At 73.8% G+C, this 22,896-nt stretch carries 18 protein-coding genes; 13 read left to right on the plus strand and 5 right to left on the minus strand.

Going from position 1 to position 22,896, the window contains the following annotated elements; translation table 11 throughout:
• Positions 1 to 49: 49 nt before the first annotated feature.
• From CO540_RS24110 to CO540_RS24125, 4 genes are all read left to right on the plus strand, one after another.
• Positions 50 to 1,123 carry an ABC transporter ATP-binding protein gene (locus tag CO540_RS24110; RefSeq protein ID WP_253866773.1) on the plus strand — a complete coding sequence of 358 codons (1,074 nt, stop codon included), beginning with the start codon at positions 50 to 52 and terminating at the stop codon, positions 1,121 to 1,123.
• Entirely contained in the window at positions 1,120 to 2,127 is a 1,008-nt protein-coding gene (locus CO540_RS24115; protein WP_099163742.1) for an ABC transporter permease, read from the plus strand. Before CO540_RS24110 ends, CO540_RS24115 begins: the two co-directional genes overlap by 4 nt.
• An 11-nt stretch (positions 2,128 to 2,138) precedes the next feature.
• On the plus strand, positions 2,139 to 3,125 hold the full coding sequence (locus tag CO540_RS24120) for an ABC transporter permease (protein ID WP_099163743.1): 987 nt from the start codon (positions 2,139 to 2,141) through the stop codon (positions 3,123 to 3,125).
• A gap of 113 nt (positions 3,126 to 3,238) precedes the next feature.
• Complete coding sequence (locus CO540_RS24125) at positions 3,239 to 4,981, plus strand: ABC transporter substrate-binding protein (RefSeq protein WP_099163744.1); 1,743 nt, start codon at positions 3,239 to 3,241, stop codon at positions 4,979 to 4,981.
• Between the two features lie 93 nt (positions 4,982 to 5,074).
• On the opposite strand, the gene CO540_RS24130 is transcribed toward CO540_RS24125, so the two are convergent.
• A complete protein-coding gene (locus CO540_RS24130; protein ID WP_099163745.1) occupies positions 5,075 to 7,222 on the minus strand; it encodes a prolyl oligopeptidase family serine peptidase in 2,148 nt (715 codons plus the stop codon).
• 87 nt (positions 7,223 to 7,309) lie between these two features.
• On the opposite strand from CO540_RS24130, the gene mshB reads away from it, so the two are divergent.
• From mshB to CO540_RS24145, 3 genes are all read left to right on the plus strand, one after another.
• Entirely contained in the window at positions 7,310 to 8,233 is a 924-nt protein-coding gene (gene mshB, locus CO540_RS24135) for an N-acetyl-1-D-myo-inositol-2-amino-2-deoxy-alpha-D-glucopyranoside deacetylase (protein WP_099163746.1), read from the plus strand.
• Positions 8,230 to 8,724, plus strand: a complete 495-nt coding sequence (locus CO540_RS24140; protein WP_099163747.1) for a hypothetical protein — start codon at positions 8,230 to 8,232, stop codon at positions 8,722 to 8,724. The genes mshB and CO540_RS24140 overlap by 4 nt, the downstream gene beginning before the upstream one ends.
• An 84-nt stretch (positions 8,725 to 8,808) precedes the next feature.
• Positions 8,809 to 9,273: a hypothetical protein gene (locus tag CO540_RS24145; RefSeq protein WP_099163748.1), complete on the plus strand. Its 465-nt coding sequence runs from the start codon at positions 8,809 to 8,811 to the stop codon at positions 9,271 to 9,273.
• Positions 9,274 to 9,275: 2 nt separating this feature from the next.
• Here CO540_RS24145 and CO540_RS24150 read toward each other — a convergent pair whose 3' ends face one another.
• Positions 9,276 to 10,232: a GNAT family N-acetyltransferase gene (locus tag CO540_RS24150; protein WP_099163749.1), complete on the minus strand. Its 957-nt coding sequence runs from the start codon at positions 10,230 to 10,232 to the stop codon at positions 9,276 to 9,278.
• 79 nt (positions 10,233 to 10,311) lie between these two features.
• On the opposite strand from CO540_RS24150, the gene fdxA reads away from it, so the two are divergent.
• The gene (fdxA, locus tag CO540_RS24155; RefSeq protein WP_007464872.1) at positions 10,312 to 10,638 is read left to right on the plus strand and encodes a ferredoxin; all 327 of its coding nucleotides are present in this window, start codon (positions 10,312 to 10,314) and stop codon (positions 10,636 to 10,638) included.
• Positions 10,635 to 11,744 carry a succinyldiaminopimelate transaminase gene (gene dapC / locus CO540_RS24160; RefSeq protein ID WP_099164912.1) on the plus strand — a complete coding sequence of 370 codons (1,110 nt, stop codon included), beginning with the start codon at positions 10,635 to 10,637 and terminating at the stop codon, positions 11,742 to 11,744. The genes fdxA and dapC overlap by 4 nt, the downstream gene beginning before the upstream one ends.
• A gap of 43 nt (positions 11,745 to 11,787) precedes the next feature.
• On the opposite strand, the gene CO540_RS24165 is transcribed toward dapC, so the two are convergent.
• Positions 11,788 to 13,629, minus strand: a complete 1,842-nt coding sequence (locus tag CO540_RS24165) for a M48 family metallopeptidase (RefSeq protein ID WP_099163750.1) — start codon at positions 13,627 to 13,629, stop codon at positions 11,788 to 11,790.
• Between the two features lie 221 nt (positions 13,630 to 13,850).
• Here CO540_RS24165 and CO540_RS24170 point away from each other — a divergent pair, with 221 nt between their 5' ends.
• From CO540_RS24170 to CO540_RS24180, 3 genes are read left to right on the plus strand one after another with little or no spacing between them, the layout of a single operon-like run.
• On the plus strand, positions 13,851 to 14,876 hold the full coding sequence (locus tag CO540_RS24170) for a prephenate dehydrogenase/arogenate dehydrogenase family protein (protein ID WP_099163751.1): 1,026 nt from the start codon (positions 13,851 to 13,853) through the stop codon (positions 14,874 to 14,876).
• A 5-nt stretch (positions 14,877 to 14,881) separates the two neighbouring features.
• Positions 14,882 to 15,523, plus strand: a complete 642-nt coding sequence (locus CO540_RS24175; protein WP_099163752.1) for an SIMPL domain-containing protein — start codon at positions 14,882 to 14,884, stop codon at positions 15,521 to 15,523.
• Positions 15,523 to 16,170, plus strand: a complete 648-nt coding sequence (locus CO540_RS24180) for a nucleoside/nucleotide kinase family protein (protein WP_099163753.1) — start codon at positions 15,523 to 15,525, stop codon at positions 16,168 to 16,170. The genes CO540_RS24175 and CO540_RS24180 overlap by 1 nt, the downstream gene beginning before the upstream one ends.
• On the opposite strand, the gene CO540_RS24185 is transcribed toward CO540_RS24180, so the two are convergent.
• Together CO540_RS24185 and CO540_RS24190 are read right to left on the minus strand one after the other, a co-directional pair.
• Positions 16,147 to 18,735: a hypothetical protein gene (locus tag CO540_RS24185; protein WP_099163754.1), complete on the minus strand. Its 2,589-nt coding sequence runs from the start codon at positions 18,733 to 18,735 to the stop codon at positions 16,147 to 16,149. The genes CO540_RS24180 and CO540_RS24185 overlap by 24 nt on opposite strands.
• Positions 18,736 to 18,821: 86 nt before the next feature.
• Positions 18,822 to 19,388 (minus strand): sugar O-acetyltransferase, encoded by a 567-nt coding sequence (locus tag CO540_RS24190; RefSeq protein ID WP_099163755.1) that lies wholly within the window; start codon positions 19,386 to 19,388, stop codon positions 18,822 to 18,824.
• Positions 19,389 to 19,530: 142 nt separating this feature from the next.
• On the opposite strand from CO540_RS24190, the gene CO540_RS24195 reads away from it, so the two are divergent.
• Positions 19,531 to 22,857: a S8 family serine peptidase gene (locus CO540_RS24195; protein WP_099163756.1), complete on the plus strand. Its 3,327-nt coding sequence runs from the start codon at positions 19,531 to 19,533 to the stop codon at positions 22,855 to 22,857.
• Positions 22,858 to 22,896: the final 39 nt, after the last annotated feature.

The raw sequence follows: 22,896 nt of genomic DNA on the forward strand, positions 1-22,896 counted from the left end.
GGTGGCCGGCACGTCGGAGGCGGGCCGCGATCCGGGCGGCGCCGCCCGGATCGCGGCTGAGCCGCTGTTGTCGGTGCGGGGGTTGACCAAGCACTTCCCGGTGCGGCAGGGGCTGCGGGGCAGGGCCGCGGTGCGGGCGGTCGACGGGCTGGACTTCGACGTCCGCCCCGGCGAGACCCTCGGTCTGGTGGGCGAGTCGGGGTGTGGGAAGACCACGACCGGGCGGATGCTGGTGCGGCTGTTGGAACCCACCGCCGGCAGCATCACCTTCGCCGGGCGGGACATCACCCACGCCCGCCGGGGCGCGTTGGGGCCGCTGCGCCAGGACCTGCAGATCATCTTCCAGGACCCGTACGCGTCGTTGAACCCCCGCCACACCGTCGGGCGGATCGTGGCCATGCCGCTGCAGGTCAACAACATCACCCCACCCGGCGGCGTCAAGAAACGCGTGCAGGAACTGCTGGAACTGGTCGGACTCAACCCCGAGCACTACAACCGCTACCCGCACGAGTTCTCCGGCGGGCAACGCCAACGCATCGGCATCGCCCGCGCCCTGGCCCTGCAACCCAAGCTCATCGTCGCCGACGAACCCGTGAGCGCCCTCGACGTGTCCATCCAGGCCCAGGTCATCAACCTCCTGCGCGACCTGCAACGCGACCTCGACCTGGCGTTCGTGTTCATCGCCCACGACCTCGCCGTGGTCCGCCACTTCTGCCACCGAGTCGCCGTCATGTACCTCGGCACCATCGTCGAGATCGGCGACCGCGACACCATCTACACCCGCCCCCAACACCCCTACACCCGCGCCCTGCTCTCGGCCATCCCCGACGTCACCACCCTCGGCCCCGCCGGCCGCATCCGCCTCACCGGCGACGTCCCCACCCCCCTGGACCCACCCAGCGGCTGCCGCTTCCGCACCCGCTGCTGGAAAGCCACCGACCGCTGCGCCACCGAAACACCCGCCCTGACCACCCGCGACGGCGGCACCCAACTCACCGCCTGCCACCACCCGGAGAGCGGACCGGTGGACGCCGCCGGGCCGGCGACGGTCGGCGGTGGCACTGTCGCGCCCGCGGCGGTCGGCGGCGGCGACGCCCCGGAACTGAAGGAGGTGGCGGAATGAGCCTGTCCCCGGTCGAGGGCGTGGCGCTCGCGGAGATCGAGTCGCCCGGTGACGGCGACGAGCGCCGGGACAAGGAGTTCGTCGGCCGCTCACCCGGCCAACTCGCGCTGGCGCGGCTCCGGCGGGACCGCACCGCCCTGGTCAGCGGCGCCCTGCTCGTCTTCTTCGTCCTGGTCGCGCTGGCCGTGCCGCTGATCGAGGCGCTGTACGGGGTGGGGCCGAAGGAGCAGTTCCAGAGCCGTCTCGACGGCTACGGCATGCCGCTGGGCTACGCCGGCGGCGTCACCGGCGACCACTGGTTCGGGCTGGAGCCCGGCCTGGGTCGGGACATCTTCATCCGGATGGTGCACGGGCTGCGGACGTCGCTGTTCATCGCGTTCGCCGCCGCCGTGCTGACCGCCGTCATCGGCGTGACGCTGGGTACGCTCGCCGGCTACCTCGGTGGCTGGCTGGACTCGGTGATCAACTGGATCACCGACCTGACCCTGGCGATGCCGTTCCTGATCATCGCGCTGGCACTGATGCCGACCGTCGCGCTGCGCTTCTACGGCCAGCGGGAGGCCGTCCCGGCGTACTTCCAGATCGGCGTGCTCATCTCGATCTTCGCGTTGTTCGGCTGGACCAGCACCGCCCGCCTGGTCCGGGGCCAGATCATCGCGCTGCGCGAGCGCGAGTTCGTGGAGGCGGCCCGGGCCAGCGGGGCCGGTCTCGGGCACATGCTGTTCCGTCAGCTGCTGCCGAACGTGTGGGCGCCGATCCTGGTCGCCTTCTCGCTGGCGGTGCCGCAGTACATCACCAGCGAGGCGGCGCTGTCGTTCATCGGCGTCGGCCTCACCGACGCGACGCCGAGCTTCGGCCGGATGATCTACCGCAGTCTCGACTACCTGCAGACCGACCCGGCGTACGTCTTCTTCCCCGGCATCACGATCTTCGCGCTCGTGTTCGCCTTCAACCTCTTCGGCGACGCGCTGCGCGACGCGCTCGACCCGAAGTCGTCCCGGTAGGAGGCCGACCCATGACGCGTTTCCTCGTCCGCCGGCTGCTCTCGGCCGCGCTCACGCTCTTCGCGGTCAGCGTGCTGAGCTTCCTGATGTTCTTCGCCCTGCCGCGCGACCCGGTCACCGGCATGTGCCCGAAGAACTGCAACCCCGAGCGGCTGGAACGGGTCCGCCAGGAGCTGGGCCTGAACGACCCGCTGATCAGCCAGTACGCCGGCTACATGAAGGGCATCGTCACCGGGCGGGACCTGGGCAGCGCCCAGGGCGGCCAGTGCGACGCGCCCTGCCTCGGCTGGTCGTACGTCTCCAACGAGGCGGTCTCGGACACCATCGCCCGGGTGCTGCCGGTGACGCTGAGCATCGTCATCCCGGCGGCCGTCCTGTGGCTGCTGCTCGGCGTCGGCCTGGGCATGTTGTCCGCGCTGCGCCGGGGGAGCTGGCTGGACCGGGCGGCGATCGGCTTCTCGCTGACCGGCGCCTCGCTGCAGCTCTACTTCGTCGGCGCGGTGCTGCTCATCGTGTTCGTCTACAACCTGCGCCTGCTACCGGTGCCCAGCTACACCTCGTTCTTCGACGACCCCCTGAAATGGAGCAGCGGGCTGGTGCTGGCCTGGTTGGCGCTGGCCTTCCTCTTCTCCGCCATCTATGCCCGGCTGTCCCGGGCGCAGATGTTGGAGACGCTGTCGGAGGACTTCGTCCGCACCGCCCGCGCCAAGGGCCTGGCCAAACGCAAGGTGTACGGCCGACATGCGCTGCGGGCCGCGATCACGCCGGTGGTGACCATCGCCGGCCTGGACGTGGGCGGGGCGCTCGGCGGCACCGTCATCACCGAGACGACGTTCGGCCTGAACGGGATGGGTCGGACCGCGGTGGACGCGGTCCGCTCCGGTGACCTGCCGACCATCATGGCGACCGTGCTGATCGCGGCGGTCTTCGTGGTGCTCGCCAACATGATCGTGGACCTGCTCTACGCGGTGATCGACCCCCGGGTGCGCCTGGGCTGACCGACGGTCCGACGAAATTTATCGAGAACTGTTACACAACTCGTAGTTTTTCTTCTTTACGATCCTCGGGACGTCGGCGGATGCGCCCGGCGTACGGGTGGAGGAGGTAGGACATGCGACCACGCGCAGCGGCCGCCGTCGGCGGCGCCATCGCACTGGTTGTGGGGCTGGGCGCCTGCTCGGAGAACACGGGCGAGGGCACCAAGGTGGACGGCAGCCGGCAGCAGACCGGGGTCATCGCCACCGACCCCAAGGACTCGCAGGGGCCGGCGCCGGAGGTGGAGGGCGCGGCCAAGGGCGGCACGTTCACCATCATCCGGGAGACCCCCATCTCCCACCTGGACCCGCAGCGGACGTACTCGTTCGCCGGGCTGATGGCCAGCCCGCTCTTCGCCCGCTACCTGACCACGTGGAAGGACGACGGCAAGGGCGGCCTGGTCCTGGTGGGCGACCTGGCCGAGACGCCGGGCAAGAACGTCAACAACGACTGCAAGGTCTGGGAATTCACGATCAAGGACGGGGTGAAGTTCGAGGACGGCAGCCCGATCACCGCCAAGGAGATCGCGTACGGCATCGCCCGCTCCTTCGACCCGGACCTCACCAGCGGCCCCACCTACATCCAGGAGTGGCTGGCCGACACCGCGCAGTTCGACACCAAGTGGGACTTCAAGAAGAACAAGACGTCGCTGCCGCCGGGCCTGACCACGCCGGACGACAAGACGCTGCGGTTCGAGTTCGCCAAGCCGCGCTGCGACCTGCCGTTCGCGGTCTCGCTGCCCACCACGGCGCCGCTGAAGCCGGAGAAGGACACCGGGGTCAACCTGGACCAGAAGCCGTTCTCGTCCGGCCCCTACAAGATCGCCAAGAACCAGGTCGGCGTGCAGCTCACGCTGGACCGCAACCCGAACTGGGACGCGAAGACCGACCCGGTGCGCCACCAGTACCCGGACCAGTTCGTCTGGACCTTCGGCCCGACCCAGGACGCCGCCAACAACCGGGTGATCGCGGACAACGGCGCCGACCAGAGCGCGCTGGCGTTCAACTCGGTGCCGCCGGCGCTGGTCGCCAAGGTGGCCGGTGACCCTGCGCTGAAGGCCCGCACCCTGCTGTCCCCGACCCCGAGCGCCAACCAGCTCGTGATCAACACCCAGCGGGTCAAGGACCTGAAGATCCGCCAGGCGCTCAACTACGCGATCGACCGGGAGGGCCTGGTCAAGGCGCTCGGCGGCCAGACCGTCGCCCAGCCGATGACCACCCTGATGCCGTCGTCGACCATCGGTTACAAGGCGTACGACGCCTACCCGGCGGGTGCCAACGGCAACCCGGAGAAGGCGAAGGAGCTGCTCGGCGGACAGACGCCGGAGCTGGTCCTCGGCGTCGCGGACAACACCGACGAGCAGCAGATCGCGGTCCAGCTCAAGGGCAACCTGGAGCGCGCCGGCTTCAAGATCACCGTCCGGAACATCCCGGACGACGCGAAGCTGGACGAGGTCAAGAAGAAGGACAACCCGTGGGACCTCTACATCGGTAACTGGGCCGCGGACTGGCCGAGCGGCGCCTCGATCCTGCCGGTGCTCTACGACGGCCGCACCATCAAGGCCGAGGGCAACAGCAACCAGTCGTACTTCAACGACGACGCGATCAACGCCGAGATGGACCGGATCCTGGCGCTGCCCCCGGCCGACCAGGGCCCGGAGTGGGGCAAGCTGGATGAGCGGATCATGAAGGAGCACGCGCCGGTGGTGCCGCTCTACGTGGACGTGGCCTACAACGTGCACGGCTCCAAGGCCGGAGGGGTCTTCATCTCCTCCGTGTTCGGCTACCCGAACTTCGTGAACGCCTTCGTCAAGCAGTAGCCGTACCTGTGGTTGAAGGAAGGGCCCCTTCTTAACGCGCGACGTTAAGAAGGGGCCCTTCCTCTACCGCAGGCGTTAATAAGGGGCCCTTCCTTACGCCAAGTAGCGGCGGAGGAAGTCCAGTTCCAGGCGGAGCAGGCGTTCGGACACCCCGCCGGCGGCCAGGTGGCTCGCGCCGGTGAGCGGCAGCACCGCGTGCGGGCGGCCGGTGGCCAGCAGCGCGGCGGAGAGCCGCAGCGTGTGCGCGGCCAGCACGTTGTCGTCCACCAGCCCGTGCACCAGCAGCATCGGCCGGGCCTGCGCCGGGTCGCCGAGCGGCTCGGCGGCCAGCTCGACCAGCGAGTGGTGCGCGTAGACGTCCATCCCGTCGTCCGGCATGCCGAGGTAGCGCTCGCTGTAGGCGGTGTCGTACAGCGCCCAGTCGGTGACCGGCGCCCCGACGATCGCGCACTTGAACAGTTCGGGGTGGCGCAGCACCGCCAGCCCGGCCAGCCAACCGCCGAACGACCAGCCGCGCACCGCCACCCGCTCCAGGTCCAGGTCGGGGTGCTTGCCGGCGAGCGCGGTGAGCGCGTCCACCTGGTCGCTCAGGATCACGTCGGCGACCCGGCGGTGGATCGCCTTCTCGAACGACGGCGCGATGCCCGGGGTGCCCCGGTTGTCGATGGTCACCACCGCGAAGCCCTGCTCGGCCCACCACTGCCGTTCCAGCCAGGCGCCGCGGGCCGCGATCACCTCCTGGTGGCCGGGGCCGCCGTAGATGTCCAGCAGCACCGGCAACCGCGTGCCCTTGACGTGCTCGACCGGGTAGAGCACCGCGCTGGGCAGCCGCCGGTCGGTCACCCGGACCAGCGTCGGCCGCGGCGCGTACGAGCAGGTGGCGGCCAGTGAGCGCAGCTCGCCCACCTCGCGGTCGCCGTGCCACACCCGCCACCGCACGCCCGGGTGCTCCAGCGAGGCGATGCCCACCACCAGCGTGGATCCGCCGATCGCGGCGGTGTGCCAGCCCGGGTCGCTGCCCATCCGGCGGGCGTCCATCCCACCGCCGATGGTGGTCCGCACCCGGTAGAGGTGGCGTTGGCTGGGCTCGCCCTCGCTCGCCTCCACCAGCAGGTCGGCCGCCGTGCTGGGACCGGCCGGCAGCCGCCCGACCACTCGCCGCACGTACAGCGAGGGCGGGGTGAGCAGCGTCCCGTCGGCGAAGAGGCAGCGGGCGTCGTACCCGTCGTGGGCCAGCTCGCCGCCGACCAGCACCCGCCCGTCCGGCAGGTGCGCCGGGGTGCCCGGGATCGGCTCCACCCAGCGCGGGTCGGCCAGCTCCGCGTGCACCTGCGTCTCCCCGGTACGCGGGTCCACCGCCAGCACCAGGCCGTGCTGTTGCGAGCGGCGCAGCACGGTGATCAACGGCCCGCCGTCCGCCCAGTCCACCGAGCTGAGGTAGGGGTAGGTCTCGCGGTCCCAGTGCACGTCGACCCAGCCGCCGTCGAGGTCGAGCAGGTGCAGGCTGACCTCCGCGTTCGGGCCGCCGGCCACCGGGTACGCCAGCGACGTCGGCGGGCTCGCCGGCTCGGCCGGGTCGTGCAGGTACCAGCGCGGCAGGCGGGACTCGTCGACCCGGGCGGCCAGCACGCTGCGACCGTCCGGCGCCCACCAGTAGCCCCGGTAGCGGTGGAACTCCTCGGCCGCGATGTGCTCGGCCAGCCCCCAGGTCACCCCGCTGTCCTCACCGGCGAGCAGGTTGTCCGTACCGTCCGGCTCGACGACCCGCAGCTGGCCCCGGCGGACGCCCTCGGCCGCGTCGGTGACGTAGGCCAGCCGTTCGCCGGCCGGGTCGGGGCGCGGGTCGATCACCGGCCCCACGGCGGCGACCTCGACCACGTCACCGTGCACCAGGTCGGCCCGGAACAGCCGCCCGGCCAGCGCGAACGCGGCCACCCGGCCGGCCGCGTCCAGCGCGTACGAGCCGATGCCGCCGGAGCTGAGGCGCAGCCGCTCGCGCAGCGCCCGCTCGCCGGGGGCGAGGCGGGCCGGCTCGGCGTCCGTGCCCAGCAGCACCGCCGGGTCCGCGACCAGGCGTTCCTCGCCGCTGTCGACGTCGAGCAGCCAGAGTGCGTCGGCCGGGTCCTCCGGTCCCGCGGACCGCAGGAAGAGCACCCGGGAGCCGTCCCCCGCGACGGAGACGGCGCGCGGCGCCCCGTGGCTGAACCGACGGGTACGGGCGGCCAGCTCGGGAAAGTCCACGCCTGCAGATCGTAGGCGGGTGCCGGGCGTGATGTGGCCGACCTGGGCGGACGCATGAGCGCCGAGCGGGCAGGACCGCCGGTTAGAGTGACGGGCGTGACGACGCTGCCCGACCGACGCCTCCTGCTGGTCCACGCGCATCCCGACGACGAGTCGATCGGCACCGGCGCGACGATGGCACACTACGCCGCCGCCGGCGCCCACGTCACGCTGGTGACCTGCACGCTGGGCGAGGAGGGCGAGATCCACGTCCCCGAGCTGGCGCGGCTCTGCGCCGCCGAGGCGGACCAGCTCGGCGGCTACCGCATCGGCGAACTGGCCGCGGCCTGCGCCGCGCTCGGCGTCACCGACCACCGGTTCCTCGGCGGCGCCGGCCGCTACCGCGACTCCGGGATGATGGGGCTGGCCACCAACGACCACCCGCGGGCGTTCTGGCGCGCCGACCTCGACGAGGCCGCCGGGCACCTGCTGGAGGTCATCCGCGAGGTCCGCCCGCAGGTCGTGATCACGTACGACCCGAACGGCTTCTACGGGCACCCCGACCACATCCAGGCGCACCGGGTGGCGATGCGGGGCGTGGAGCTGGCCGCCGCCGAGGGGATCGCCCCGGCCAAGGTCTACTGGACGGCCATGCCGCGCAGCGTGCTGGACGCCGGCCTGGAGGCGTTCACCGAGTCGTCGGACAATCCCTTCGCCGGCATCGACGACGTCGACGACCTGCCCTTCGGCACGCCGGACGCGCAGATCGCGGCGCGGATCGACGCCACCGAGCAGCACGCCGCGAAGGAGGCGGCGATGCGCGCCCACGCCACCCAGATCCCGGCCAACTCGTGGCTCTACTCGATCGCCGGCAACTTCGGCGCCGAGTTCATGGGGGTCGAATACTTCACGCTCGCGGTCGGCGGCAAGGGCCCGGGCGTCGGCCCGTACGGCTGGGAGGACGACCTCTTCGCCGGGTTGGGCCTGGACGGGCCGGACCGCACCCCGGTCGCGGCGGCCGGTCTCCGGTGACGCTGCCCGCCGCACCCGTGTCGATCCTTCCCGAGCCGCAGCCACCCGCGTCGCCGTCGCGCGCCGAGCGGGCGTTCGACCGTGCGCTGCGCGTGGCCGGCGGCGTGGTGACGGTCTGGGCCGGTGTCCTGGCCGCGCTGCTCGACCTGATCTTCGCGACCTGGGCGTGGGAGACGGTGCAGGGCCGCTCCGGCGGCGCCCAGGCGCTGGTCGGCATCGGTCTGGTGCTCGCCGGGATCGCGGCCGTGGTCGCGTCGACGGTGCTGCTGGGCTCGTTCGCGCACCGGTCGACCGGCACCCGGTGGGCGGTGGCGCTGGCCGCGTTGCCCTGGTTCCTGGTGATCGTCGTGGGCGGCTTCCGCACCACCGAGGGGGACCTGGCGCTGGCCGGCGACAACGTGCTCGGCCTGGCGCTGATCGTCGCCGGTGCGGTCACCTTCGCGGTGCTCGGCTTCCGGCAGATCGTGGTGCCGCCGCCGGTCTCCCGGTAGGTGCTGACGCCGCACAGGTGGCGGTGGTAGACATTCCTGCCAGAGGCCCGCCGTGGGGGCGGGTGGTACGGCGGGAGGCGTGCGATGGCTCAGAGGTGGCGTGCGGTCGGCGTGCTGGCGGCCGCGTTGTTCGCGGTGAACGTGGTGGCCCGGCTGGTCATCCGGTTCGCGTTCCCGGACGACGACACCGCCTCCGGCCGGGTCTCCCTGGCGATGTTCCTGGTGATCGGGCTGATCCTGGCCGTCACCTCGTTCCGCTGGGGTGCCGATCGGCCGCTCGGGCACTGGGCGGGCGACCTGGCCGTCGGCGTGGTCGTGGCGCTGGCGCTGACCGTGTTCGTCGGCCCGCTGCTGGTCGGGGAGAACCCGTTCGGCGGGGGCGCGGGTCTCTTCTTCGCCCAGATCTGGCTCTACCTCGCGGCCACCCTGGCCGGCGTGCTGGTGGGCTACCTGATCCTCACCGCGCTCGGCCGGGACCACCGGTCCCGCCAGCTGAAGCGGTACGCCGAGATGAAGGCGTCCCGGCCCCGCAAGATCGTCCGCCGCTGACCTCAGGGGGCGACCCGGGTCAGGTAGGTGTGGTGGGTGGTGAAGCCGAGCCGACGGTAGAGCGCCACCGCGCCCACGTTGCGCTGCTCCACCTGGAGGAACGCACGGGACGCTCCCTCCGCCGCGGCCCACCCGGCCAGGGCGCGCACGACCGCCGCGGCGAACCCCTGCCGGCGGGCCTCCGGCAGCACCTCCAGCAGGCTGACGCCGAACCAGCGGCCCTCGCCGGTGACGGTGCCCCGGCCCACCGCGAGCAGCCGCCCGTCGACCCGCAGCTCGGCGAAGCGGACCCGGTCCACGGCGGTGAGCACGTGCCGCGCCTCCGCCGGCAGTCCGCCCTTGCGGTCGGCGGCGACCGCCAGCCAGTCGTCGGCGGGCGCGTCGGCCAGCGTCACCCGCCGCTCCGGCGCGGCGTCGGCGTCCGGTGCGGTCAGGGTGGCCAGCGGGACGGTCTGGACCAGCACCGGCGGGCGGGACGTCCAGCCGCGCGCGTCCAGTTCCGCGCCGACCGGGGCGGCCAGCGGCAGCGGGGTGTTCACCAGCGCCGGTTGGCCCCGGTCGGCGTACCAGTGCTGCACGGCGTCCAGCGCGGCGGGCAGCGGGCGATCGGGGTCGCCGATCGGCAGGGCGCTGTTCGCCCGGCCGGTCCAGCCGGCGGCCGAGCGCAGGCGCCAGTCGCCGAGCCGTCCGCGTACCGGGGCGGGCCAGGCCTCGTCGGCGGCCACCTCCAGGTCGACCACGGCGGCGGCGGTGGGCCGGCGGGCCGGCGGCACCCGCTTGGCCCGGTGCACCTCGCCGACCGGTACGCGCAGCGGACCGGCGTCGGTGGCGAGCGTGATGTGCGTCTCGCTCAGCTCGACCAGCTCGCCGAGCGCGTCGGAGAACAGCGGCCGGCCTCCCCGAATCCCCACAATCCGGCGGACCACGATCCGGTGTCCCACGTCCTGCTGTCGGAGCACGATCGACCCCCTCCCCGGCGAGATACTAGGCTCTTACCGTTGCGGATGATCGCGACGAGTCTTGCGGAGGAGAAGACCGGTGACCTACATCATCGCCGAGCCGTGCGTGGACGTGCTCGACAAGGCATGCATCGAGGAGTGCCCGGTCGACTGCATCTACGAGGGCAACCGGATGCTCTACATCCACCCCGACGAGTGCGTCGACTGTGGTGCCTGTGAGCCGGTCTGCCCGGTCGAAGCGATCTTCTACGAGGACGACGTGCCGGAGCAGTGGAAGGACTACACCGGCGCGAACTACGAGTTCTTCGAGGACCTGGGTTCGCCCGGGGGCGCCTCCAAGATCGGCAAGGTGGAGAAGGACGCCACCTTCGTCGCCGCGCAGCCGCCGCGCGGCGAGGGCCACTGAGCCGGCCCACGCCGGTCTCGGCACGGCTGCCCGAGTTCACCTGGGACACGCTGGACGCCGCGGCCGCCACGGCCGCGGCGCACCCGGGTGGTCTCGTCAACCTCTCCATGGGCACGCCGGTCGACCCGGTGCCACCGTTGATCCGGCAGGCGCTGGCCGACGCGTCGGACGCGCCGGGCTACCCGTTGACCGCGGGCACGCCCGCCCTGCGGGACGCGATCGCGGCCTGGGTGGCCCGCGCCTGCGGCGCGGGCGTCGACGGGCTGGGTGTGCTGCCGACGATCGGCTCCAAGGAGCTGGTGGCCTGGCTGCCCACGCTGCTCGGCCTCGGCCCCGGTGACGTGGTCGTGGTGCCGCCGGTCGCCTACCCGACCTACGAGGACGGGGCCCGGCTGGCCGGCGCGACCACGGTGCGCAGCGACTCGCTGACCGCCCTCGGCCCGGATCCCCGGGTGCGCCTGGTCTGGGTCAACTCGCCCGGCAACCCGACCGGCCGGGTGCTGCCCGCCGCCCACCTGCGCAAGGTGGTCGAGTGGGCGCGGGAGCGCGGGGCGGTGGTCGCCAGCGACGAGTGCTACCTGCCGTTGGGGTGGGACGCGCAGCCCGTCTCGATCCTCTCGCCCGAGGTCTGCGGCGGGTCGTACGCGGGCGTGCTGGCGGTGCACTCGCTCTCCAAGCGCTCCAACCTGGCCGGCTACCGGGCCGGGTTCGTCGCCGGCGACCCGGCGCTGGTGGCCGAGCTGCTCAAGATCCGTAAGCACGCCGGCATGATCGTGCCGGCCCCGGTGCAGGCCGCCATGGTGGCCGCGCTCGGCGACCAGGCCCACGCCGACGCCCAACGGGAGCGCTACCGGGCCCGGCGGGAGAAGCTGCGGGCCGCGTTCACCGGCGCCGGCTTCACCGTCGAGCACTCCGAGGCCGGGCTCTACCTGTGGCTGACCCGCGACGAGGACTGCTGGGACACGGTCGACTGGCTGGCCCGGCGGGGCATCCTGGTCGCCGCCGGGGTGTTCTACGGCCCGGCCGGTGCCCGGCACGTCCGGGTGGCGCTGACCGAGTCCGACGAGCGCGTCGACGCGGTGGCCGGCCGGCTGGCCGAGTCCTGACCACCCGGCCGCCGACCCTGACCGGGGTCGGCGGCCGGAAGGGTCAGCCGTTGATCCTCCGGAACACCGTCAGCAGCGTGTCCCGGCTGCGCTTCTCCAGGAACTCGCTGGCCATCAGCTCCTGCATCTGCACGGTGCGGCCGTCGAACAGGGTCAGCGTGGCCTTCAACGGCACCTCCCGCCGCACCTCCACCGAGGTGATCTCCTCGTACGGCAGGTACGGGTGCCGGCCGGCCAGCTCGGCGACCGGCACCGAGCCGACCAGCGCGGTCAGCCGCTTCTCGCCCTCGCCGGCCTTGCCCGGGTCGGGGATCAGCACCAGGCCGTTGTCGAGCACCAGCACGTCGTGCTCCCGGCCGTCGATCTTGATGTTGGCCAGCCCGCCGATCAGGTCGGCGTCCCGGGCCGACGCGCGGGCCTGCACCACCGTGGCGGCGCCGACGTCGATCCCCAGCGCGGCCAGCCGGGCCAGCGCCTCGTCCAGGCTCTCCGGCGCGACCGCCAGCTTGGCCACCTCGGCCAGGTCCCACGGCTCGCCCGCCGGACCGACCAGCTGCGCCGGCCCGGACCAGGAGAGCTGCCACCGGGCCCGCCCGGCGCGGACCGCCGCGTTGTCCAGCAGGGTCTCCATCGGGCCGGCGAAGGCGGCGGCGGCCTCCTCGCGGGTGGCGCCGCCGAAGAACCGCTCGGCGAACTCGCCGAGCCGGCCGGCGCGGACCAGCTCCAGCACGGTCGGCAGTCCCGGCCCGGCGTTGCCGGTGAACCGGCCGGCCGCCCGGTAGATGCCGTCCGCCTGCTGCTGCACGCCGGCGGCCACCGACTCGGCGACGAACTGCGGCCAGGGCAGCAGCCGCCGCGAGCCGTGCTCGACCACCAGTGACTGGAGCGCACGGCCGGCCCCGGCCACGTCGGCGAGCAGGATCCAGGCCGGTCGGTCGTCCGCACCCGCCGCCGTCGGCGGCACGGACGTCATCGCGGCGACGCGGACGCCGATCGGCGGGTGGGTGTCCCACCGGGACGGAGTGCCCTCCGGGGCGTTCTCCCGCAGCTCGTCGATCTCGTCGCGGCGCGCCTGGAGCAGGTGCGCGAAGCCGCCGAAGAGGTCGTCCGGCGCGAGCCCGGCCGACCAGCCCGGCTCGACGTAGCGGCGCATGTAGAAGCCCCAGGCGGCGTCCAGCGCCGGCAGCGTGCGCAGCGCCGAGGTGGCCGCCTCGGTTCCGGCGAGCGCGACGGAGGCGCGGTCCGCCTCCAGCTCCTGACGGCGCGACGCGGCGTTGTCGACCATCAGGTAGAGCATCGCGTAACCCTTGAACACCCAGCCGATCGGGTTGCGCGGGCTGATCCGCTCGATGGTCTCCCCGATCGCCACCCGGCCCCGGTAGGCGACGCCGCCCAGCCGGGTGTGCCGGCCGGAGTAGTGGCCCAGCTCGTGCGCCAGGACCGACCGGAGCTGGTCGATCCGCATGGCCTGGAGCAGCGGCAACCCGAGGTAGAGGGTGCGCCGTCCGGCGACCAGGCCGAGCAGCCTGCTCTGCTCGCCGACCGCCGCGTTCACCTCCGGCACCAGCCGGATCTCGTCCGGCGCCCGGGTGCCGACCGCCGTCGCCAGCTCACGCACGGTGGCCCAGAGTTGGGGCGCCGCGCGCTCGTCCAGGATCAGGCCGGGCGCCGGCTCGTTCTTCGTACGGATCGCCTTCCACATCCCCACGCCGACCGCGCCGAGCGCGACCACCAGCGGCAGCAGCAGCTTGCCGGTGATCACGCCGCTGGTGTGGCCGAACAGCCAGACCCCGAGCGCGACCACGGCGGCGAGCTGGAGCAGCGCGACGACGTAGAAACCGATCAACATGACCACCGAGGCGAGCGCCCGGTACGTCGCGGACATGCGTCTTCCTTCCCCCGTTGACGAGGGCCCGACCGGTCGATCCGGTCGAGCCGCCGGGGGACCGTACGACGCGGGTCCCACGGGGACAACCCCCGTCCGTCCGAATCGATCTCCCCCGAGGGCCCGACCGTGATCCCGGGCGGGGCGGCGGGCGATATCCTCGGCGGGACTTCCCGCGGGGCCGCCCGGCTCCGGGACGACGCGGACGCCGAGGTGGGCCGATGGTGGGCGAGGCCGGCGGGCTGGCGCGCGCGGCGGTGGTCGGCACCGGGTTGATCGGCGGCTCGGTGCTGCTCCGGCTGCGCGACGCGGGCCTCGACGTGGCCGGCTGGGATCCGGAGCCGGCGGTCCGGCGTCGGCTGCGGGATCGGGGCGTCGCGGTGTCCGACGCGGTCGAGCAGGCGGTCGCCGGCCGGGACGTGGTGTTCGTCTGCGGGCCGCTGCCCACGTTGCCCGCCATGCTGGCCCGGGTGGCCGCCGCCACCGACGACCGGTGCGTGCTCACCGACGTGGGCAGCACCAAGGCGGAGGTGGCCACGGCGGCCACCGCGCAGGGGCTCGGGCGCCGGTTCGTGCCCGGGCACCCGATGGCCGGCGCCGACCGGGCCGGTCTCGGTGCGGCCGGCGCGGACCTGCTCGACGGCGCCGCCTGGGTGCTCTGCCCGGGGCCGACCGGCCTGGACGCGTTCCGTCGGCTCACCGCGCTGCTCGTCGACGTCTTCCACGCGCGGGTGGTGCCGATGTCGGCGCCGGAGCACGACGCCGCCGCCGCGCTCGCCTCGCACGTGCCGCACGTGCTGGCCGGCGCGTTGGCCGGCACGGTGCAGCGCTCGGCGCTGCGGGACGCGGTGCTGGCGCTGGCCGCCGGCAGTTTCGCCGACGGCACCCGGGTCGCCGGTGGCCCGCCCGAGCGGACCGCGAACATGCTGCTCGCCAACCGGGACCGGGTGCTGGTCGAGTTGACCGCCGTCGGCGCGTTCCTGGACGAGGTGGCCGCGGCGTTGCGGGCCGGCGACGCCGACGCGCTGACCGGCCGGCTGGCCGAGGCGCGGGCGGCCCGGGCCACGCTGTACGCGCGGGGGTTCACCGCGCACCAGCGGGAGTTCCCGGCCGGCGCGGACCACGCCGGCGAGCTGGCCTACCTGCGTGAGCTGGGCGCGGCGGGCGGTCACCTGACCGGGTGCCGGGTGACGGCCGGCGCGGTCGGCTACACGGCGCACCTGCCGGCCACCCCGCCGTTAGGCTGAGCGGCATGGCGGACGCACCGGTCGTGGCGGTACGCGGCGAGGCGTACCGGGAGGTGGCCCCCGAGCTGGCCCGGTTCACGGTGACCGCGGTCGCGCGGGACCGCGACCGGGAGACCACGCTGACCCGCCTCGCCGAACGGGCCGCCGCGGTGCGCGCGCTGCTCGACGCCGCCGGGTCGACCGTGGAACGGCGGGAGACCGGCCAGGTCCGGGTCTGGCCGGTGACGAAGCGCTCCGGCGAGCGGGTGGTGGCCTACCAGGGCAGCGTGAGCACCACGGTCACGGTCACCGACTTCACCGCGCTGGGCGAGCTGATGCTGCGCCTGGCCGACCAGGAGCAGGTCGAGGTGGCCGGTCCGGTGTGGTCCCTGCGGCCGGACAGCCCGGCCTACCGGGAGGCGCGGCACGCCGCGATCGCCGACGCGCTGGTCCGCGCCCGGGAGTACGCGGAGGCGCTCGGCGCCCGGGTGACCGCCTTGCGGGAGCTGGCCGACACCGGTCTGACCGCCGCGCCGCCGATGCTGGCGAAGGCCGCGTTCGCCCGGTCCGGCGACTCCGCTCCGGAGCTGGAGCTGGATCCGGCCCCACAGCCGGTGCAGGCGGCGGTCGAGGCGCGGTTCACCATCAGCGAGCCGGTGCTCGACTGATGCCGCCGCCCCAGGTGCTCCCGCTCCGCGAGCTGGTCGCCCGCGCCCGGGCGCTGGCCGGGGACGGCCCCCGGCAGCTGCTCGGCATCGCCGGCGCGCCCGGGGCGGGCAAGTCCACGCTGGCGGAGCGGATCGTGGCCGAGGTCGGCCCGACCGCCCGACTGGTGCCGATGGACGGCTTCCACCTGGCCGGGTCGGCGCTGGCCCGGCTCGGCCGCACGGGCCGCAAGGGCGCGCCGGACACGTTCGACGTCAACGGGTTCGTCACCATGCTGCGCCGGCTGCGGCGGCTGGAGCCGACGTCGGTGTGGGCGCCGGAGTTCCGCCGCGACCTGGAGGAACCGGTCGCCGGGGCGATCGAGGTGCCGCCCGAGGTGCGCCTGGTGGTCACCGAGGGCAACTATCTGCTGCTGCGCGACGACCCGTGGGAGGAGGTGCGTTCGCTGCTGCACCAGGCGTGGTTCCTCGACCTGGACGCCGAGCTGCGGCTGCGCCGGCTCACCGCCCGCCACGAGGCGTACGGGAAGTCGCCGGAGCAGGCACGCGCCTGGGCGCTCGGCAGCGACGAGGAGAACGCCCGGCTGGTGGCCGGCACGGCGGGGCAGGCCGACCTGGTGGTCCGGTTAGCCGATCCGTTGCCGGGGTGACGGCACGGTCCGGCGCAGCAGCCGGGCCACCACGGCCCGCTCGCGGGCGAACTCGACCGCCTCGGGATATCCGCTGTGGCTGCGGATCGGCGGGTCGGCCACCTCGCCGCCGGAGGGGTGCAGCGCTTCCGGGTCGGTCACCGGCACGTCCCGCTGTCCGGCGCTGACCGGCCAGCCGAGCGGGTCGGTGTTCCGCCAGAAGTTCGTCCAGGCGACGTGCCCGCCGGGCCAGGTGACCGCCCGGGCCAGCGTGCGCAGGCGCTCGGGTCCGAAGTAGGCCGGGAAGACCCGACCGTAGAGCCGGGTGAGCTGGCAGCCGTAGGAGAAGAACCAGGTCCGTCGCCGCCACCGGCGGGGCAGTTGGAGCAGCACCGCGGCGCAGATGACGGTGCCCTGGCTGTGCCCGGAGAGGATCACCCCGTCCATCCGGTCGGGATGGTGTGGTGGCAGCGCCAGCAGCCCGGCCACCCGGGTCTGGAGTTCCGGCACGGCGCGCTCGGCGTAGCTGGGCGGGGCGAGCGGGTGCGCCCCCCGGGGCCAGAACGTGCACACGTCCCAGATGACGCCCACCGACCGGCGGACCGAGTCGGTGCGGTAGATCAGCAGCCCGAGCGCGCTCGTCATCACCGGCAGCCAGCCGAGCAACGCGTCACCCCGCTCGGCGGCCCAGTGGACCGCGGCCTGCCAGCCGGCCGGGGAGAGCGGGCTGGGCCGGTGGCCGGAGAGTGCCGCGGCGCAGCAGAGGGTGACCAGCGCCGCGGAGACGGTGGCGTAGCAGCCGACCAGCCGGACGGCGTGCTCGCCGACGAGCCGGTGCAGGGCCCGGTAGGTGCTGACGTCACGGCACCGACGCAGGTCGTGGGCGGAGAGGCCGCCGGCGGCGGTCAGTCGGCCGTACTCGGCGCGGCGCAGGCGGTGCAGCAGGACCGCGACCCGCACCAGCAGCGCGAGCAGGGCGAGCAGGCCGATCACGCAGGCCAGCCCGGCCCAGAACACGGCGAGCGGCGGCACCACCCGGCTCGGCCCGCTCGGCTCCGCCTGCCCGTCGAGCCGGTCGCTGACCCAGTAGAGCAGCCCGGCGCAGTACGCCACGGCCATCATCCAGCCGAAGCCTGCGATGACCGCCGGCGCGCACCCGCGCCAGGCGAGATCGGTGTACGCCCCGAGCGGCTGGGCGGGCACGGCGGGCCGGAGGCGGGGCAACAGCAGGCCGGCGACGGCCAGCGCGACCACCGGGCCGACGAGCATCCAGGTGTTCACTCCGTCCGGCGCGGGGGGAAGACCCGGTAGGCCGCGCTCGATCCAGGTCGTTCCGAGCGGCAGTAGTACCGCGCCGAGCACCGGTCCGAGCAACGCCCGCCGGCCGGAGCGGTTCGCCGCGGCGATGGCCACCAGCAACAGCACCTGGTAGGTGACGAGCCAGGCGACCGCGGTGTCGTACCCGGGCAACGATCGGTCGGTGCGGCATCCGGCCAGGTGGGGTTGCGCGACGCACCCGATCGGCGGTCGGTAGGTCGACAGCGGCTGACCGGCCGGACCGTCCGGGAGCAGCAGCAGGGCGAACGTGCCGACCAGACTCAGCAGGGTGAGCCCGGCCACCGCCGCGCTCCACCGGCCGAGCGGGGTCGCGCCCTGGCGCCGGCTGAGCCAGGGGCGACCCACCGCGACCACGGCGATCGCCACCACGGCGGCGAACAGCGTCACCGTCGACCAGGCGATCACGGCCCGCGTGCCACGTGGCGGATCCATGATCATGACGGCGGCCACCGGCACGGCGGCGGCCACCACCGCCCCGGTGCACAGGTGCAGCACCGCGGCCCGGCGCAGCTGGCCCTCCCCGTTCCAGAACGTCGGGTCCTGCAACGGGTTCTCCGGCACTTCCGGCGGTTCCGGTCGCTCGACCGGCTGACCGCCGTCCTCCGGCGCGATCTGGCGGTGGCGGGGCTCGGCCGGCATCTGCGCCTCGTACTGGTAGGTGCGCCAGGCCACCAGGCCGATCGCGCCGACCACGAGCAGCGGGAGCAGCAGGCCGAGGGCGAGCGCCCGGGTGCCCTGGCGCCACCAGGAGTTGCCGAGGAACTCCCACGGCCCGGGGAGCTGGCCGAGGCAGTCCCGTCCGACGCACTGCCAGCCGATGAGGTCTACGCCGACCCCGGTCACCGCGATCACCAGGGTGCAGGTCAGGCTCAGGCAGAACAGCCGGATGAGCCAGGCGGTGATGCCGGACCGGCTGCCCCAGCGCTCCTGGTCCGGGTCCGGCGGGATGCCGGTGCGGGCGTGCAGGGCGACGTTGGCCAGCGCGAAGGGCAGCAGGAGCGTCCACAGGGCCCGCTCGACGTCCCGCCGGGTCCGCGCGCCGGAGGTCAGCCGCCCCCAGCTGTACGCCTCGACCGTGACCGGGTCGTCCCGCTGGGCCGCGCTCGACCGGTAGAAGCCGGTCACCGGCCCGCCGGCGACCTGTGCGGGTTGCGGACCGTCACCGCCTGGCGTGCCATGGAGACCGAGCAGCTGATCGGGCGGGGTGTTGGACACCCCGTGCACCCGCAGCTCCAGCACCCGTTCCATCGCGCCTCCCCGGAGTGAACTCCTCACTACCCAGGGTGCACGCCCGTCCCGGAATCCGCATCCGCTGGAACGCTTGTTTTTGCAGGTCAGGCCGGATCCCCGAGGGTTCTGACCGGACGCGCAGGGTTACCGACCGCCACCACGTTCGCCGGCAGGTCCCGGGTCACCACCGCGCCGGCACCCACCACCGTGTTGTCGCCGATGGTCACCCCGGCGAGCACGATCACTCCGCCGCCGAGCCAGACGTTGTCACCGATGGTGATGGGTTCGGCGGCTTCCCACTTGGCTCGCCGGGCCTCCGGCTCCACCGGGTGGGTGGCGGTGAGCAGTTGCACGTTCGGTCCGATCTGGACGTCGGCGCCGATGGTGATCCGGGCGACGTCGAGGAAGACCGCGTTGAAGTTGACGAAGCTGCGCGGCCCGATGTGGGTCTGGAAGCCGTAGTCGCAGTGGAACGGCGGCCGTACCCAGGTGTCCTCGCCCAGCGTGCCGAGCAGGTCGCGCAGAGCGGCGAGTCGGCCCTCCGGGTCCTCCGCGGAGCTGCGATTGAAGCGTTCGGTGAGGCGTGCGGCGCGGTCCAGGTCGGCGATGATCGCGGGGTCGTCGGCGATGTACGGCTCGCCGGCGAGCATCCGGTCCCTCATGGCGGTCATCGGTGGATCATGCCCGGTCCGCCCGGCGGTGCGGTACCGGTTCGGTCGGATTGGCGACTTCCCGTTGCATACCCGGTATGCAATTCTGATAACTCGTATCGATGTGTTCCCCATCGATGAAACGTCTGACGGAGGAGGAAGGTTGCTCCGGAACCGCAGAAAACTGGCCGCGTTCGGCCTCGCCCTGGGGCTGACGTTCGGTCTGCCCGTACCCGCACAGGCCGCCCCGACCGGCACGCCCGCGCCGACCCGGGCGCCCGGCCACCCGGTCACCGTCACGCTGATCACCGGCGACCAGGTCACCGTCGCGGCCGGCGGCCGCGCGGCGGTGCGCCCCGGCGCCGGCCGGACCGGCCTCCAGTTCGTGGTCGGCCGCGACCGCGACCGCCTCACCGTGCTGCCCCAGGACGCGCTGCCGCTGGTCCGGTCCGGCCGGCTCGACAAGCGCCTGTTCGACGTCACCGGGCTGATCGAGGCCGGCTACGACGACGCCCGCCGCGACACCGTGCCGCTGCTGGTGTCGTACCGGCCCGGGGTGGCCCGGCGGGCGACGACGCCGCTCGCCGGCACCCGGGTGACCCGGGACCTGCCGGCCATCGGCGGCGCGGCGGTCGTCGCGACCAAGCGCGACGCCCGCGCGCTCTGGGACGCGGTCGGTGCCGGCCGGTCCGGTGCGCGGCTCGACGCGGCGGGGGGTGTCGACCGGATCTGGCTGGACGGCCGACGGCGGGTGACGCTGGACCACAGCGTGCCGCAGATCGGCGCGCCGGCGGCCTGGGCCGCCGGCTGGACCGGCAAGGGCGTCAAGGTCGCCGTGCTCGACACCGGCGTCGACCTCACCCACCCGGACCTGGCCGGCAAGGTCGCCGAGGCGCGCAACTTCAGCGAGGAGGCCAACCCCGACGACATCGTCGGCCACGGCACCCACGTCGCCTCGACCATCGCCGGCAGCGGGGCCGCCTCCGGCGGGAAGTACCGGGGTGTGGCCCCGGACGCCACGCTGCTCTCCGGCAAGGTCTGCGAGGTCTTCGGCTGCACCGAGTCGGCGATCCTGGCCGGCATGCAGTGGGCCGCGGCCGAGCAGCACGCCGCCGTGGTCAACATGAGCCTGAGCGGCCCCGACAGTCCGGAGGTCGACCCGCTGGAACAGGCGGTCGAGACGCTCACCGCGCAGACCGGCACGCTGTTCGTCACCGCCGCCGGCAACGACGGCATCGACGGTTCGGTCGGCTCGCCGGCCAGCGCCGACGCCGCGCTGGCGGTCGGCGCGGTGGACCGCGACGACGAACTGGCCGACTTCTCCAGCCGCGGCCCGCGGGTCGGCGACGGGGCGATCAAGCCGGACATCACCGCGCCCGGCGTGGAGATCGTCGCCGCCCGGGCCGCCAACGGGCAGATCGGCGACCCGGTGGGGGACCGGTACGTCTCCCTCTCCGGCACCTCGATGGCGACCCCGCACGTGGCCGGCGCGGTGGCGCTGATCGCCCAGCAGCACCCCGGTTGGACGGCGGGCCGCTACAAGGCGACGCTGATGGCCTCGGCGCGGCCGCACCCCGACCAGACCGCGTACCAGCAGGGCGCCGGCCGGGTCGACGTGGCCCACGCGATCACCGAGCGGGTGACCAGCGAACCGGCCTCGGTCTCGTTCGGCGTCGCGGCCTGGCCGCACACCGACGACCAGCCGATCAGCCGGACGGTCACCTACCGCAACGACGGGCCGGCGCCGCTGACCCTCGACCTGGCCACCACGTTCGCCGGTCCCGGCGGCCGGTCCGCGCCGGCCGGGATGATCACCCTCAGCGCCTCCCGACTCACCGTCCCGGCGGGCGGCGCCGGGCAGGTCACGGTCGTCGTGGACACCCGCCTCGGCGGCGTCGACGGCTACTGGACCGGCCGGCTGACCGCCCGGTCCGGCGACACCGTCGCGGTGACGCCGCTCGCGGTGGACCGCGAGGTGGAGAGCTACGACCTGACCGTCACGCACCGGAACCGGGCCGGCGCCCTGACCGGCGACCACTACACCAGCCTGCTCGGTCTCGACGACGGCAGCTACCGGGACGTGTACGACGCCGACGGCGACGCCAGGGTCCGGGTGCCCAAGGGCCGCTACGGGGTGCAGAGCCTGCTCTTCGTGGACGGCGACCAGGGCTGGTCCGAGGTCTCCATGCTGGCGCAGCCGGAACTGGTAGTGAAGCGCGACCAGCGGGTCGTCCTGGACGCCCGGCGGGCGAAGCCGGTCCGCACCACCGTGCCGCAACGCGGCGCGGCCCCGCTGCTGATCGACTTCACCGCCGCGTGGGGGTTCGGTGACTACTACGCCAGCTTCGGACTCTGGACCGACCGCTTCGACGGCCTCTACTCGGCCCAACTCGGCCGGTCCGTCTCCGACAAGGTCTTCGTCGGCTCGCTGACCAGCCAGTGGCTCGAACCGACCGCGCCGGAGCGCAGCCCCTACTTCTACGGGTTGAGCGACCTGTTCCCCGGCCGCTTCCCGACCGGGTTCACGCGGCACTACCGGGCGGCCGACCTGGCCCACGTCACCAGCCGGTTCGCGAACGGGTACGCGGGTCTGGAGAACGAACGGATCGTCTACCCGGAGCCGGACTACAACATGGGCGGCTCGGCGATCGTCGTGCCCGTCCAGGTGCCGGGCAAGCGGGTCGAGCACCTCAGCACCGTCCGGACCCGCTGGAACTTCGAGCTGGACCTCGGCCGGCGGGACCCGGACGGCTGGCTCGAGACGCAGGCGGTGCTGGAGTCGGGGCCGACGCGCTACCGGGCCGGACGCGACCACCGGGAGGACTGGAACAACGCGCCCTACGGCCCGTCCTTCCCGCAGCCGCGCTGGCCGGAGCAGGGGATCACCCGCACCGGTGACACGATCGTGGTCTCGCTGCCGGTGCACAGCGACGCGGCCGGGCACGGTGGCGGTTCGCTGAACGACACCGAACGGACCGCGCTCTACCGCAACGGCAAGCTGGTCGGCGAGTCGCCCTACCCCGGGTACGGCGACTTCGAGGTGCCGCCCGGCGCGGCGAACTACCGGGTGGAGACCAGCGCGACGCGGTCCTTCACGGACCTGAGCACCGAGGTGTCGGCGAGCTGGACGTTCCGCTCGAAGCGGGTGCCGGGCGAGGTGCCGGCGCGGCTGCCGGCCATGGCGGTCCGGTTCACCCCGGCGCTCGCGCTGGACGGCACCGCGCCGGCCGGTCGGACGTTCACCGTCCCGGTGGCGGTGCAGCGCCAGCCCGGCGCGCCGTCGGGCAAGGTCGCGGCGCTCACCGTCGACGTCTCCTACGACGGCGGGAAGACCTGGCGGAAGGCGGCCCTGAAGAAGCAGGGCGGCGGCTGGACGGCCACCGTCCGGCACCCGGCCGGGCCGGGCTACGTGTCGCTACGGGCCTCGGCCCGCGACGACGCCGGCAACACGGTGACCCAGCGGATCATCCAGGCGTACCGCCTGCGGTGAGCCGGACCGTCCGGGTCCGCGGCGATGCCGTCGCGGACC

Origin of the sequence: Micromonospora sp. WMMA2032, from assembly GCF_002688545.1 — a bacterium.
In the GTDB taxonomy this organism is placed as follows: Bacteria; Actinomycetota; Actinomycetes; order Mycobacteriales; family Micromonosporaceae; genus Micromonospora; species Micromonospora sediminicola.